This is a genomic window from Sorangium sp. So ce887, assembly GCF_051521455.1.
GTDB lineage: Bacteria > Myxococcota_A > Polyangia > Polyangiales > Polyangiaceae > Sorangium.
The window spans coordinates 850,418-863,519 of the sequence record NZ_CP150354.1; the positions used below are offsets into that span (position 1 = coordinate 850,418).

Below are 13,102 nucleotides of genomic sequence, written 5' to 3' on the forward strand. Positions count from 1 at the left end.
ATGGGAATACGCTTCCAATGATCGCGGATCCTGCGATGACGCTGACCCACCTGGTAGGACAATGGCTGGGACCCTTCCAGTTGATCCAGCTGCTCGGCATCGGCGCGATGGGCGCCGTGTACCTGGCCAGGGACAGCGTCCTCCAGCGCGACGTGGCGGTGAAGCTCATCGCGAAGGGGAGCGCGGACACGGACCCCGACCGGCGCGACCGCTTCCTGCGCGAGGCGCGCGCGGCGGCGCGCCTCCTCCACCCGAACGTGGTGCAGATCTTCCAGGTCGGCGAGGACGAGGACGTCCGCTACATCGCCATGGAGTACGTCCACGGCCTGACCATGGCGCAGGCGGCGAAGCAGCACGGCGGCCGCCTGCCGGAGCAGTTCGGGATCGAGAAGATGCGCGAGGCCGCGGCGGCGCTCGAGCTCGCGGCGTCGTACGGCATCTCCCACCGCGACATCAAGCCCGCGAACCTCCTGCTCACCGCGTCGGGGACGCTCAAGATCGCCGACTTCGGCCTGGCGTCCCACCCGGAGAGCGGCCCGCTCGGCACCACCGGCACCTCCCGCACGCTGGAGGGCACGCCGTTCTACATGAGCCCGGAGCAGTGGACCGGGCAGGAGATCGCGCCCCCGTCCGACATCTACAGCCTCGGCTGCACCTTCTACCACCTGCTCGTCGGCCGGACGCCGTACTCGGCGCGGGACCTCGCCGGCTGCTTCCAGGCGCACTGCCACGCGCCCGTCCCGGATCCGAAGCTGTCGATGCCCGACATCGATCCGCTCCTCGCGGAGCTCCTGCGCCGCTGCATGTCGAAGCGGGCCCAGGAGCGGCCGTCCGCCGGGCACATCGTGGCGTTCCTCGAGGACATGCTGATGCTCCGGCGCAGCAGCGTGCGGCCGCGGGAGCTGCCGGAGCCGAAGGGCGCCGCGCTGGGCTCGGGGGTGGAGCTCGCCGATACGCGGATAAGCCAGCTCCCGCTGCCGACGAGGGGCACGCTCGCGACGCCGGCGGGCACGATCCTGGTGAACAGCTCGAGCACGAGCGGGCATTTCACCGGCCAGTACAGCTACCGTGACCATTTCGGGCTGACCGGGTACCCGTTCAGCGACATCCGGCAGCCGAGCTTCTTCTGGGATGCGGGCCCGTATGCCTGGATCTTGAGGACCCTGGCGTCGCAGATCGTCGCCGGGCAGCGCCCGGCGATCCTCGTGGGCGAGCCGGGGAGCGGCCGGACGTTCGTGTGCGAGATGATCAAGAACAAGGTCCCTCGCATCCAGGTCTTCTCGATCGAGCCGCAGCTGCTCTTCGGGACGCGGCCTCTCGTATCGCTGTGCAGGCAGGTGGGGGCGTCGTCCGTCTCACCCACCCTGAGCCAGCAGCTCCTCGTCGACGCGTTCCTCGGGCAGGCGCTCCTCCGCACCGGGTCGGACGCGATCGCGGTCCTGGTCGTCGACGGCGTCGATCCGGAGGATCACGACCTCCTGATGGAGCTCCACGACATCCTCCGCTGCGCCCCCCCGGGCAGGCTGTCGATGATCCTGGTGGGCGCCCCCGATCTGCCCCCGACCCTCGCGTCGAACGGCGTGCCGCGCGAGCTCTACTCCGGCGCGCAATCGCTCCTGCTCCCTGGCATGACGCAGCAGGAGATGATCGAGTACATCGATTTCAGGATGCGGTCGGTCGGAGGGAGCGGGCGGGGGCTCAACCTGAACCTCGCGTCACAGCAGCTGCTGCACGCGAGGAGCGGCGGCAGCCCGAAGCTCATCAACATCTACTGCCATAACGCGCTGACGCTCGCGGCGATCCAGGGCGAGCTCGAGGTGAGCCTGTCGTCCATCCGCCTCGGCATGAAGAGCAAGAGCTACCTCACCGCCGAGGCGGCCATGGCCCTGCTCCGCGGCTGAGCCGCGGGCCCCGCTGCCATCGCCTCTGCCGGTGGTCTGGCCGCGGGCTCATTCTCGTCCTCCGAGGGGCGCGGAGGACTCTACAGCAACCCGGCTTCCCGAGCCAAAGGGCGTTGAGCCCGGGGTTGAGCCCGACCCTGCTCTAGCTATCGTTTCCGACCGCTGGCGGCGCCGCCTGTGGCGGTGGTTTGGCCTTGCCCCCCGGCATGGAGGCGAGCACCGCCTCGTCCGTCATCGGAGCGCGCGGCACGTTCTGCGCGCGTCCCATACGTGCTCTCGAGTGCTTGTCGTTGACGATGCACCTGCCGCGCGTGTAGGCGCTGAGCCGGTCGCGCGCGTCCTGTTTGCGGCACGCGCCGAAGGATCTCCTGATCAGCGCGAACCCCGCGCGAAAGCACTTCTCGCGGTCCGCGACGAGGTCGTCATGCGACCACCCCTCCCGGGTCTTGCCGGCGCCGACGCGGATCTGGAGCAGACAGGAATCGACCCCAGAGCCGCGCGCGAGCTTCCCGAGGCCGAGGTCCACGTCGCGACGGTAGCCGCTCTCGAAATAGGCGATCGACAGGAGCAGCGCCATCGTCTCGGCCCGCGCGCGGGGGCCGCCGAAGACCGGCTTCAACTCGGGATCATACGCCACCTTCGCCGCCGCGCGCGCGATCTCGTGGTAGCGCGCGCGGCCGTCCTCGGGCGTCTCGATCGCGTCCTTGATGTGACTCGTCCCGGGCGGAGCCCATGTGATCATGATGCTGACCGCCCACGCGATGATCGACTCCATGACATATGTAAGGTCGTGGTCTCTCTCTGCGTCAAGCATTTAGAACAGCCTGACTGGGATTATCGTCGTGCATTGTATGATCGCGTGCCGCTCAGCGCGCATTATAACGCCCTCGTCGAATTGCCAATCGTGCGGACGGAGGTACGCGGTGCGCAATTGGTTTCGCACCCGCTTCGCGCCCGCGTGATTTCGCGACGTTTGCCGCGGGCATGAAGCGTGGATTGGCTGCCTCCGATCGCCGGGAGAACGACTCGCCCTCATCGAGGCCGCGCGAGGATCGGAGCGAGGACGGGAGCGACGGTGCCGCGCTCTCCGGGGCGGGCGAACCACCCCGGCGCGGCGCGCATCACGCCTTCTCGGCGGCGTCTTCTTCGGAGGTCGCGCGCGTGTCCTCGAGCCGGTCCACCGCGCGCAGCTCGGGGAACAGCCATCCCCAGAGCGCCACGACGGCGATCGTCCCGAGGCCGCCGACTATCACGGTCGGGACGGTGCCGATGAGCCGCGCGAGGGTGCCCGACTCGAGCTCTCCGAGCTCGTTCGAGGCGCCGACGAACACCATGTTGACCGCGCTCACGCGGCCGCGCATCTCGGGCGGCGTGGCGAGCTGCTCCAGGGTCATCCGCACGACGACGCTCACCATGTCGGCGGCGCCGATCACGGTGAGCGCGACGAGCGAGAGGAGGAAGCTGTGCGACAGGCCGAACACGACCGTCGCCAGGCCGAACAGCCCCACGCAGAGGAGCATCTTCGTCCCGGCGTGGCGCCCGATGGGCCGGAACGCGAGGAGCACCGCCATCAGCCCGGCCCCCACCGCGGGCGCGGCGCGCAGCAAGCCGAACCCCTGCGGGCCGACGTGGAGCACGTCGGTCGCGAAGATCGGCAGCAGCGCGACCGCGCCGCCGAGGAAGACGGCCGCGAAGTCGAGCGAGATGGACGCGAGGAGGACCCGCTTCTTGAAGACGTAGCGCAGCCCGGCGAGCGCCGTGGCGAGCGACGGCGGCTTCCTTTCCAGGCGGCCGGTGCGCGCCCGCACGGCCAGGAGGCCGGCGCACGCCGCGGCGAGCGCGAGGCTCGCGCTCAGGTAAACAGGCGCCGGCGCCTTCCAGAGGGCGTAGATCACCCCGCCCAGGCTCGGTCCGCCGATGGCCCCGACCTGCCAGAGCGTCGACTGCCACGTCGCCGCGTTCTGGAAGTGCGCCGCGGGCACGAGGGAGGGCAGGAGCGACGCGCCCGCCGGCCCCTGGAACGCGCGCACCGTGCCGAGCAGCACGAGGACGGCATAGATGGCCGGCACGTTCGGGCTCGGCGAGCGCGCGAGGAAGAAGAGCGCGAGCGCCGCGAGGGACGACGTGAGGTAGCAAAGGACGAGGATCCCCCGCCGATCGAAGCGATCCGCCGCGTGCCCGGAGGCGAGCGACAGCCCCGCGATGGGGAGGAACTGAGCGAGCCCCACATAGCCGAGCGCGAGAGGATCGCGCGTGAGGTCGTAAATTTGAAACCCCACGGCGACCGACTGCATCTGGTACGCCAGGGTGGCGAGCAGACGCGCCGCCGCGTATACGCGAAAATCGCGTGACTCGAAGGCGGCGAACGGCGACGCGGGCTTCAGGGCGGTGAGGTCGACGGCCATGAACGGGTCCGGGGGACGTTCATGGCGCATTCCTGCGAGCGCTGCCAGACGGCGGTTCCGTCCGGCGGGCTCGAGATTCACCCTCGCTGTTCCGCGCGCGCGACGAGCGCTTCGCCTCGCGATCGGTGCCATCGAGGCAGCGAGCGTCGCGCGGGTCGCGCTGCGCCGGCGCAGAATGCTGGCGCGCCGACCCGGAGCCATGGTATGCGGCGGCCCGACATGACACCCCTAGGAAACGACGCCTCACCAAGACGAACGCGCGACCTCGCCGAGCAGGCGCGGCGCGCCTGGACGCTGCTCGGAGGTCACTCCCGCCGCGAGCGTGACGACGATCGCCGCGACGACGACGACGACGACGATCTGCCGCGCCCGAACGCGATCGCCACGCTGCTTCCGTGGCTGAGCCTCGCCGGCTCGTCGCCGCGGACCGCCTGAGCGGCGCGCCCCTCAGGGGCCCGGCGTCGTCACCTGGAGCACCCCGTCGCAGGCGCTCACGACGCGGTCCTCGGTCGCGACGCGCGACCAGCTGAACTCCCGGAGCAGCTCCGCCGGCGTGCACGGCTCGGGGCGATCCCGCAGGCCGACGCAGCAGGCGAGCGCGCCGCAGAGCGCGGGCGCGCTCCGTGCGAGCGCCGCGCCGCGCGCCGCGCCGTGCGTCTTGGCCAGCTTGCCGCCGCGCTCCTCCAGGAGAAGCAGGTGGTGGCGGTAGACAGGCGCCGGCAGCCCGAGCAGCGCCTGGAGCGCCGCCTGCGTCGCGGTGCTCGGCGCGATGTCGCGCCCCCGGACGACGCGCGTGACGCCCGCCGCGCCGTCGTCGACCACCACCGCGAGCTGGTACGAGAACGCGCCGTCGCGCCGGCGCACCACCGGGTCGCCCATCGCCAGCGCGGGCTCCTGCGACAGGTCGAGCCCGCCCTCGTCGACGGGCCGGAACACCCCGTCCGGCAGCCGCGCCCGGATCGGCTCGACGCTCGCGCGCCACCCGCCGGGCGGCAGCGCGCGGCCCCGCGCGCGGTTGTCGTACGCCCAGCCGCCGTCGGGCGCGCGCCGGCCGATCGCGCGCACCTCCTCGCGGGTCGCGGAGCAGGGATACAGCGCGCCGAGCGCCTCCAGCCGGTCCATCGCCGCCTCGTGGTGCGCCCGCCGGGTGTGCTGCTCGAGGCGCTCGTCGAAATCGAGCCCCAGCCACGCGAAATCCGCTTCCAGGGCGCGCGCGAGCTCGGGCCGGCAGCGGTCGGGATCGAGGTCCTCCAGCCGGAGGAGCAGCCGCGCGCCCCGCGACCGCGCGTCCAGCCAGCAGAGCAGCGCCGCGGCGAGCGTGCCGAGGTGGGCGGGCCCGGTGGTCGACGGGGCGAACCGGCACACCTCGCTCATCGTTCCTCCTGCCGGCGCGGGCCGCGGCGCTCGGGCCGCCCGTGCTCCGGGCGCGCGGCCCGTGTCACGCCGCGCCTCAGAGGAAGCGAGCGATGCGCGCCCGCACGCGCGGCTCGCCCAGCACCGCCATCACCTCGGTGAGATCGGGGCTGTTGCGCGTCCCGCAGACAGCGACCCGGAGCAGCATCGAGACGTCGCCGACATGGCCCTTCCACGACTCGGGAGAGGCCTTGTACTGCTTCACCTCGCCGGCGTAGCTCGAGGCCACCGCGATCTGCCGGATCTTCTCGAACCACGCCTCCTTCGAGTCGGCCGGATCGAAGACCTCGAGCATCTGCCGGAGCAGCGGCCTGCGATCCCCCTCCGGGACGTTCTCGGGGAAATCGAACGTCTCGACGCGGCTGTAGAGCTCGTCGTAGAAGAAGAAGAGCTGGGAGCGCAGGTCGGGCCAGGTGACGATGCGCTTGTTCGACTTCTTGCCGCCGCGCTCGATGCCGAGCGCGCGCTTCGTGTACTCCGGATCTCGCTCCATCAGCGCGGCGAGCTCCGTGTCGTACGTCCTCGCCCAGTCGAGGCCCTGGGTGTAGACGTCGTCGGCGCTCATCCGGCTCACGACCGCCTGGCTGACGCTCTTCAGCTTCACCAGGTCGCTCAGGGCGCCGCCGGGAGCGAGCTTGTTGAGCTTGAGGGGGAAGGCGGAATAGGGCTTGTCGGGGTTCGCCTTGCGCCAGTCCTCGAACGCGGAGTTGGCGATGTTGAGCAGGTACTCGATCGTGGCCGTCTCCGGGACGCCGATCTCCCGGTAATACTCGATGTTCGCCTCGGGGTCCTTGCGCTTGCTCAGCTTGCGCCGCGCGTCCGAGACCTTGAGCTCGCCCGTCTCCGGGTCCGTCTCCTCCACGCGGTCGAGCTTCTGGATCGGCGGGACGTGGGCGTACTCGACCGGCCTGAACCCGAGCACGCGGAAGAGCTGCAGGTGGAGCGGCATCGACGAGATCCACTCGTCACCGCGGATCACGTGCGTCGTCCGCATCAGGTGATCGTCGACGGCGTGGGCGAAGTGGTAGGTGGGGATGCCGTCCGACTTGAGGAGGATGGTGTCGAGATCGTTGACGGGCATCGAGATGACGCCCTTCACGCCGTCCTTCCACTCGACCCGGCCGGAGACGTCGTCCGGGGCGCGCAGCCGGAGCACGAACGGGGTGCCGCTCGCGAGCGCCTCCTTCACCCGGGCGAGCGGCGCGTCGCGCCACTTCGCCCACCGGCCGTGATAACCGGTCTTGATCGCGACGGGCTTCTGGTCCTGGACCCCCTTCTCCTGGAGCGCCTTCTGCTCCTGGACCGCCTTCTTCTGGAGCGTCTCCTGCTCCTGCCGGATGGCGTCGAGCTCCTCGACCGTGCAGAAGCAGGGGTAGGCGAAGCCGCGGCGGAGGAGGTCGATCGCGTAATCCCGGTAGATCTCGGCCCGCTCTGTCTGGATATAAGGGCCGTAGTCGCCCTGCTGAACGAGCTCGCCGCGCGACGCTCCTCCCTCCTTGGCCGGCGCGCGGAGCACGCCTTCGTGAGGGGAGAGATCGAAGCGTGCCAGCGAGTCGACGATGGTGTCGATCGCGCCGGGGATGGCGCGCTTCACGTCGGTGTCCTCGAGGCGGAGGAAGAAGACGCCCTCGCTCTGGAGGGAGAGCCGCTTGTTGATGAGCGACACGAAGACGCCGCCGATGTGCATGAACCCGGTGGGGCTCGGCGCGAAGCGGGTGACCATCGCGCCTTTGGGCAGCGCGCGCCGGGGATAGCGCGCCTCGTACTCCTCGGGCCGCCTGGCCGACGCCGCGGCCTCGCCGAACAGGAGGCGCACGAGCTCGTCGCGGTCCTCCCCGGGGCCCGGTTCGCGGACGGTGACGGGAAGCGTCGTCTCGTTCGAGGCCTGCTTGTCCATGAGGGCGCGTCGCTCCTGGTCTGACATCGGGCGGGAAGGGGAGGGAGGCAGCCTTTGCACGCCCGCCTGGCCTTGTCAATCCGTGGCCTTGGCGGGCCGCGTGGGCGCCGCGTGGGCGCCATGTGACCCGCCCCCGTCGCGCGGCGCTACTGCGGTGTCGTCTCGCCGACGAGCCAATACGTCTTCATCGCGCCCTTGCCCTTGATCGTCACGAGGCCCCGCTCCTCGAGGAGGAAGTCCCCCACGAGCCGGGCATAGCTCGCCTCGCTCACCTGGATTCTCCCGGGCTCTCCGCTCGACTCCATGCGGCTCGCCACGTTCACCGCGTCGCCCCAGAGGTCGTAGCTGAACTTCTTCTTGCCGATCACCCCGGCGATGACAGGCCCGGTGTTGATGCCGATCCTCAGCCGGAACGGCTCGCCGTCGTCGGCCAGGAACTGGCCCATGACGTGGGTCATCGCGAGGGCCATCCGCGCTATCGCCATCGCGTGATCGGGGCGCTGCGCCGGCAGCCCGCCGACGACCATGTAGGCGTCTCCTATGGTCTTGATCTTCTCCAGGCCGTGCTGCTCGGCGAGCTGATCGAACGACGAGAACATGCGGTTGAGCAGGCCGACGAGCTCCGCCGGGGTCTGCCGTGTGGCGAGGGAGGTGAAGCCGGCGATGTCCGCGAAGAGGATGGTCACCTCCTCGAAGTGCTCGGCGATGAGCTGCTCGTGCTCCTTCAGCTGCTCGGCGATGGAGCTCGGCAGGATGTTGAGGAGGAGCCGGTCCGAGCGCTCGTGGGCCCGCTCCGCCGCCGCCTTCGCCTGCTCGAGCGCGGCCTTCTGCTGGCTCTGCCGCCGGGCGTTCGTCTCGAGGGCCGAGAGCATGCCGTTGATCGAGCCGGTGAGGCGCGACAGCTCGTCGGTGCCCGGCATCGCGATCCGCGCCGAGAGGTCGCCGACGCCGCCGATCTCGGTGACCTCCCTGCTGAGCCGGGCGAGCCGGTAGAGGACGAGCTTCTCCAGGAGCAGCAGGGTGACGCCCCCGAAGACCAGCCCGACGAGCACCGTCACAAGCACGAGGTAGCGCAGCGTGTCGTGGCCCATCCTGAGGATCGCCCGGTCGTTGTCGACGCGCAGGAGCAGCGCCGGCCGGCCGTCGAGGTCGTCGAGGACGGTGTACCCGGCGATCCGGTCCTCGCCGAACGGGTGGACGAGGATCGCCTCGCGGCCTGTCATGGCGGCGCGCGCCTCGAGGAAGTCGGCGGGCAGGTCTGGGTCGTCGAGGCGGCGCACGGCGAGCGAGAGGCCGGCGGGCTCGGTGAGGCGCTTGATCTCGGCGTCCGTCAAGAAGCGCCCGAACGTGACGGAGCCGGCGACCGGGCCGCGGCCCGAGCTGCCGACGCTCGGCTGGGAGCAGACGAGCATCGGCCCGTCCGGCAGGAGGACGATGCCGCCCCGGACCGCGCTGGCCGGCGCGTCCTGCCCGAACAGGAGATCGCCGACGCGGAGCCGCTCGGCGACGCCCCGCGGGAGCGGGGCCCAGCGCTTCGTGGTGTGATCGTAGCCGGTGCTGTACACGGGAATTCCGTCCGCGTCGGCGAAGACGGCGAGATCGATCCGGGTGATGTCGAAGAGCTCGGCGACGAGGTTCGAGCGGACGAACTCTTGATTACCGTCCTGCACGAACGCGTATGCGTCGTCCCACTGGCTCCAGTCGGTCCAGCGCGCGTTGAAGTCGCGGATGGCCTGGTTGAACAGGTTGAGGGCCACCTGGGCGGTGCGGCGCGTGTCCTGCGCCTCGGCGGCCCTGGAGTTGGCGAGGAGCGCCCTCGACGAGACGCCGTACAGGGCAAAGCTGAGCCCGAGCAGCGTGGCGGCGATCGCCAGCAGCGTCTTTGCGCGCAGCGAGAGCAAGGCGTCGAGGGTGGGCTTCAGCGTCAGCGGCGGCGAGAGTATCGAAATGCGCGCCGGCGTGGAAGTGCGCCGGCGCGAGGTGCGGCCGGAGCGGAAGCGCGCCGGTGGGGCGGGGACGGTGCGCGGCGGGAGAGGGGGGCCGGCGGAGTCCGGCGGTCGTCTGGATGGGTCTGCTGGATGGGAGTGGGAGGCGCGACGTCCTCATCCGTCCACGCAGCCCGCAAGGCACCGAGTTCCAGACGTGGTTCGAGGACGTTTCCGACGGCCGCCCGTGCTGCGCTGCGCCTTCGTGTCCTCCTCGGAAATACAGGTTTATAGTAATGAAAACAACTCGGCAGGTCGTCGGTGTTACGGGGCCATGGTGCGCATCGTCACGGTATCTCAATTCCCCCCGGTGCTTCCTTGGACCGCTCTCGCGAGAGCAGATAGAATGCTCTCGATGCTCACGCCCTGCCGGCTGCTCGTCGCTCCTGCGCTCCTCCTCACCCTCGCTGCGTGCGCCAACGGCACCGACGAGTTAATGCCCGGGTACTACGAGGAGCAGGCCGGTGGCGGCGGAAGCGGCGGAGGAGACGAAGGGGGCGCCGGAGGGGCGGATGCGTCTTCGAGCTCGAGGGCGAGCTCGAGTTCGAGTTCGAGCTCGAGCTCCGCCGGGGTCGGCGGCGCCGGGGGCGAGGGCGGCGGGGGCGGGAGCGGTGATGGCGGCGGGGGCGAGGGCGGCGACGGAGGACCGGAGGGCGACTGCGACTATGGGGCGCCGAACACCTGCACTGGCGCAGAGGATCTCGGTGAGATCTCGGGCGACTTCGAAGCCGATTCGTTCAAGGTGACAGGCACCACATCGAAGTGGTTCAAGATCAAGGTCGTCGACCTAGACGACGAGGCTAGCTCCGAGCATTTTCGCGCCACGCTCACCTTCCCGCCGGGCATGAACTTCGATTTGATCGTGTATGAGGGGGATATTGACGCGCCGGATTGCTTCGTGTCCGGCGTAAGGGGTCAGGGTACACCCGAGTCGTTCTACGCGACTTGGGACGACCTCCCTATCTTTGACGACCACCGCTGGTTCAGCCTCGAGGTGCGGCACGTGGAGGGGACCGCCTGCGGCGAGGACGCACGATGGACGTTGACGCTTGAAGGCAACAATGCGGCGTTGCCCTGAGTCTGCACGCGCAGCAATGCAGGAGTAGACGCCGTACCTATCTACAGGTGGGCCCGTGCAGAAGACACAGAGTCTGAGACTGAGCGCGCCATACATCAGCGCCCTCTCGCCTCGGTCTTGCTTCGTGCGGAACAGCGCTCCTCGTCTGGCGCTGCATTCACGGTGACATCCGCGCCATCACTACGGTGAAATTGTCCATCATCAGCGGCAGGTCAACCAGATCGATCGCGCCGTCGCTCATGCCCGCCACGACGATCTCGCGGGTCTTCGAATGGATCGCTGCCGAGGTTGCTCCCTGGAACGCCGCGCCGCTGCCGTAGCGGTGACTCCACCGGTGAGTTCCCGAAGCGTCGAACTTGGCGACGAACCAGTCGCCATCGATGGCGGCCAGCTCCCCGCCGCCGAAATCAACTTTTCCACGGAAGCCGCCAGCGAAGACGAGTTCGCCCTCGCTGTCGAGCGCGACGCCGTGGAATGATACGCCCCAGCTCTGATCGGTCGTGTCTCCGAGCTGTTTCGACCATGTGTGAGTGCCCGTCGCTGAAAAGCGGACGACGAAGAGGTCAACGTCGTCCGCGCTGGCCGTCTCGCGCGTGACAGCCACCGAATCGTTCGTTCCCCGGAATGCTACCTTGCCGGAGAAGACCCCGACAATGCCGGAATTGCCTGCCGGGTCAACGTCGACGCCGCCGATCTCGACCGTGCTGCCGTCGCCGTGGGTAAAGGCCGTATTCCAGATGAGTGCTCCCTCTGCGTCGTACTGGGCCACCCACCCGGATGGTCCGATGCTGGAAGACCGACGGGTATTGCCAGCGCCGAAGTCGACCGAGTTCACGAACGTGCCGGCGACCACCACACGGTCCATCGCATCGACCCCGATGCCTCTGCCATATTGGGCACCCGGGGTATCGTCCATGTGGTCCCCGATCCGGACGCTGTAGACATGGCCGCCGTCCACACCGCTCAGTCGCACCAGAAAGCCGTCCGTGTCCGGCACACCCGCGGTCTCGAGCGTCGGGCCGCCGAAGGTCACGGCCCTGCTGAAGGCCCCGGTGATCACGGCGTCGCCGTTTGGCGCTACGGCGAGGTCCCACGGTGTGACCTCGCCTTCCAGGTCGCCGAACCGCTTGCTCCACACGTGGCCGCCCTCCGCGTCGAGCTTGGTGACCAGCATGTCGCTGCGACCGCTGGCTGTGAGCTCGTCGCCGCCGAGGTTCACGGTCCCTTTGTACTTGGTCGCGAACAGGACGTTGCTCTCCGCATCTACCGCTACCGCGGCCCAGCTCTCCGGGCTCGGCATTCCGACGCTGTACACATGGTTGCCGGCGCCGTCGAACACGGCGAGGAAGATGCCCATGTCCGGCTGCTCCGGCAGGGCTGTCGTGGCATCCAGGCCAAAGTTGAGTTCGCCTACATAGAGTCCCGCCAGCGCGATGCGATCGCCCCTCGGGCTGATCGCCACCGACGTTGCCGTCCGGTCGAATCCCGCGCTGGACATCCTGGCCCACAGGACGTCGCTGCAGCCCACGCCGTCGCAGTCCTCGTCGCCCCGCTGGTTGCAGTCCTCCTCGCTCGGGAGCACCTGCTCCTCGCACGCGCCCCACGTCCTGTCCCCGCCGCAGGTCTGCGTGCCGGGTGCGCAGAGGCCGACCCCTTCGGTCTCGCTCGCGCCCTCGTAACACGGCCGCGTGTCGCCCCGCTCGCAAGGCGCCGCGTCGCCGCCCCCGGCCCCGCTGGAGCCGGGGGCCGCGGCGTCGGTGAACTCGTCGAGGCCGAGCAGCGTGCCGCAGCCGGAGACGAGCAGCGCCGTCATGGCGATGGATGGGATGGAGGGGAGAGGACGACGCAGGAGAGGCACGCGGGAACCGTAGCCGATGCCGCCCCCTCCAGCCCAGAGGGCTCGTCGATCATCGCTCGTCAGGCACCGCGCGCTGCACCGGGCCCTTCCGGAGGGCCGCCGGTCGCCGGCAACGCGGTGCCTCATCCGTTCACACGCCACATCAGCCCGCGCTGATCGGGATGTGACGGGGCTTGAGCGACGCGCTCTTCGGCAGGTGAATCCGCAGGACGCCCGCCTGGAGCTCCGCGGCGATCTTGTCCGAATCGATGCCCTGCGGGACCACGAAGCTGCGACGGAAGTCCGGCAGGTCGCCCGCGCTCTGCTCGCGCTCGGCCGCCTCGGTGCGCCGGCCCTCGAACGTCAGCTCCCCCTTCTCCAGACGAATGGCCAGCTTGTCCTGCGTCACACCCGGGAGATCCGCCACGACCAGGAGCTCGTCGGCGTTCTCGTAGATGTCCACCGCCGGGGGCACCGCAGGGCGCTGCTGGATCTTCTCAGGGTTACTCTCAGCACGGTGGGTCAAGTTGCGATCGGTGCTCATCTTCATCACTCCTTCCTCGGTACATTCCAGATCCGCTGCTCG

General features: G+C 69.7%; 10 protein-coding genes. 3 read left to right on the plus strand and 7 right to left on the minus strand.

Annotated elements, in window-relative coordinates; genetic code table 11:
• Positions 1-17 precede the first annotated feature (17 nt).
• On the plus strand, positions 18-1,901 hold the full coding sequence (locus WMF36_RS03245; protein ID WP_437578115.1) for a protein kinase domain-containing protein: 1,884 nt from the start codon (positions 18-20) through the stop codon (positions 1,899-1,901).
• Positions 1,902-2,043: 142 nt separating this feature from the next.
• Here the strand turns inward: WMF36_RS03245 and WMF36_RS03250 are convergent, their stop codons facing one another.
• Both WMF36_RS03250 and WMF36_RS03255 read right to left on the minus strand, forming a co-directional pair.
• Positions 2,044-2,676, minus strand: coding sequence for a hypothetical protein (locus WMF36_RS03250; RefSeq protein ID WP_437578117.1), 633 nt, complete (start codon positions 2,674-2,676; stop codon positions 2,044-2,046).
• A 346-nt stretch (positions 2,677-3,022) separates the two neighbouring features.
• On the minus strand, positions 3,023-4,336 hold the full coding sequence (locus tag WMF36_RS03255) for an MFS transporter (RefSeq protein ID WP_437578118.1): 1,314 nt from the start codon (positions 4,334-4,336) through the stop codon (positions 3,023-3,025).
• 189 nt (positions 4,337-4,525) lie between these two features.
• Between WMF36_RS03255 and WMF36_RS03260 the strand changes: the two genes are divergently transcribed.
• The gene (locus tag WMF36_RS03260) at positions 4,526-4,741 is read left to right on the plus strand and encodes a hypothetical protein (protein WP_437578119.1); all 216 of its coding nucleotides are present in this window, start codon (positions 4,526-4,528) and stop codon (positions 4,739-4,741) included.
• A 12-nt stretch (positions 4,742-4,753) separates the two neighbouring features.
• Here WMF36_RS03260 and WMF36_RS03265 read toward each other — a convergent pair whose 3' ends face one another.
• From WMF36_RS03265 to WMF36_RS03275, 3 genes are all read right to left on the minus strand, one after another.
• The gene (locus WMF36_RS03265) at positions 4,754-5,680 is read right to left on the minus strand and encodes a glutamate--tRNA ligase family protein (protein ID WP_437578120.1); all 927 of its coding nucleotides are present in this window, start codon (positions 5,678-5,680) and stop codon (positions 4,754-4,756) included.
• Positions 5,681-5,756: 76 nt separating this feature from the next.
• A complete protein-coding gene (locus tag WMF36_RS03270) occupies positions 5,757-7,616 on the minus strand; it encodes a glutamate--tRNA ligase (RefSeq protein WP_437578121.1) in 1,860 nt (619 codons plus the stop codon).
• A 146-nt stretch (positions 7,617-7,762) separates the two neighbouring features.
• Positions 7,763-9,517: an adenylate/guanylate cyclase domain-containing protein gene (locus tag WMF36_RS03275; protein WP_437578123.1), complete on the minus strand. Its 1,755-nt coding sequence runs from the start codon at positions 9,515-9,517 to the stop codon at positions 7,763-7,765.
• 430 nt (positions 9,518-9,947) lie between these two features.
• On the opposite strand from WMF36_RS03275, the gene WMF36_RS03280 reads away from it, so the two are divergent.
• Positions 9,948-10,679 (plus strand): hypothetical protein, encoded by a 732-nt coding sequence (locus WMF36_RS03280; RefSeq protein WP_437578124.1) that lies wholly within the window; start codon positions 9,948-9,950, stop codon positions 10,677-10,679.
• A 157-nt stretch (positions 10,680-10,836) separates the two neighbouring features.
• Here the strand turns inward: WMF36_RS03280 and WMF36_RS03285 are convergent, their stop codons facing one another.
• Both WMF36_RS03285 and WMF36_RS03290 read right to left on the minus strand, forming a co-directional pair.
• Positions 10,837-12,492, minus strand: a complete 1,656-nt coding sequence (locus tag WMF36_RS03285) for a hypothetical protein (protein WP_437578126.1) — start codon at positions 12,490-12,492, stop codon at positions 10,837-10,839.
• A gap of 187 nt (positions 12,493-12,679) precedes the next feature.
• Complete coding sequence (locus WMF36_RS03290; protein ID WP_437578128.1) at positions 12,680-13,060, minus strand: Hsp20/alpha crystallin family protein; 381 nt, start codon at positions 13,058-13,060, stop codon at positions 12,680-12,682.
• Positions 13,061-13,102 lie beyond the last annotated feature (42 nt).

Excerpts from the sequence above, each read along its gene's own strand:
- WMF36_RS03245 (WP_437578115.1), top strand. The coding sequence starts at position 18 with ATGATCGCGGATCCTGCGATGACGCTGACCCACCTGGTAGGACAATGG.
- WMF36_RS03250 (WP_437578117.1), bottom strand. The coding sequence starts at position 2,676 with ATGGAGTCGATCATCGCGTGGGCGGTCAGCATCATGATCACATGGGCT.
- WMF36_RS03255 (WP_437578118.1), bottom strand. The coding sequence starts at position 4,336 with ATGCGCCATGAACGTCCCCCGGACCCGTTCATGGCCGTCGACCTCACC.
- WMF36_RS03260 (WP_437578119.1), top strand. The coding sequence starts at position 4,526 with ATGACACCCCTAGGAAACGACGCCTCACCAAGACGAACGCGCGACCTC.
- WMF36_RS03265 (WP_437578120.1), bottom strand. The coding sequence starts at position 5,680 with ATGAGCGAGGTGTGCCGGTTCGCCCCGTCGACCACCGGGCCCGCCCAC.
- WMF36_RS03270 (WP_437578121.1), bottom strand. The coding sequence starts at position 7,616 with ATGGACAAGCAGGCCTCGAACGAGACGACGCTTCCCGTCACCGTCCGC.
- WMF36_RS03280 (WP_437578124.1), top strand. The coding sequence starts at position 9,948 with ATGCTCTCGATGCTCACGCCCTGCCGGCTGCTCGTCGCTCCTGCGCTC.
- WMF36_RS03285 (WP_437578126.1), bottom strand. The coding sequence starts at position 12,492 with ATGACGGCGCTGCTCGTCTCCGGCTGCGGCACGCTGCTCGGCCTCGAC.
- WMF36_RS03290 (WP_437578128.1), bottom strand. The coding sequence starts at position 13,060 with ATGAGCACCGATCGCAACTTGACCCACCGTGCTGAGAGTAACCCTGAG.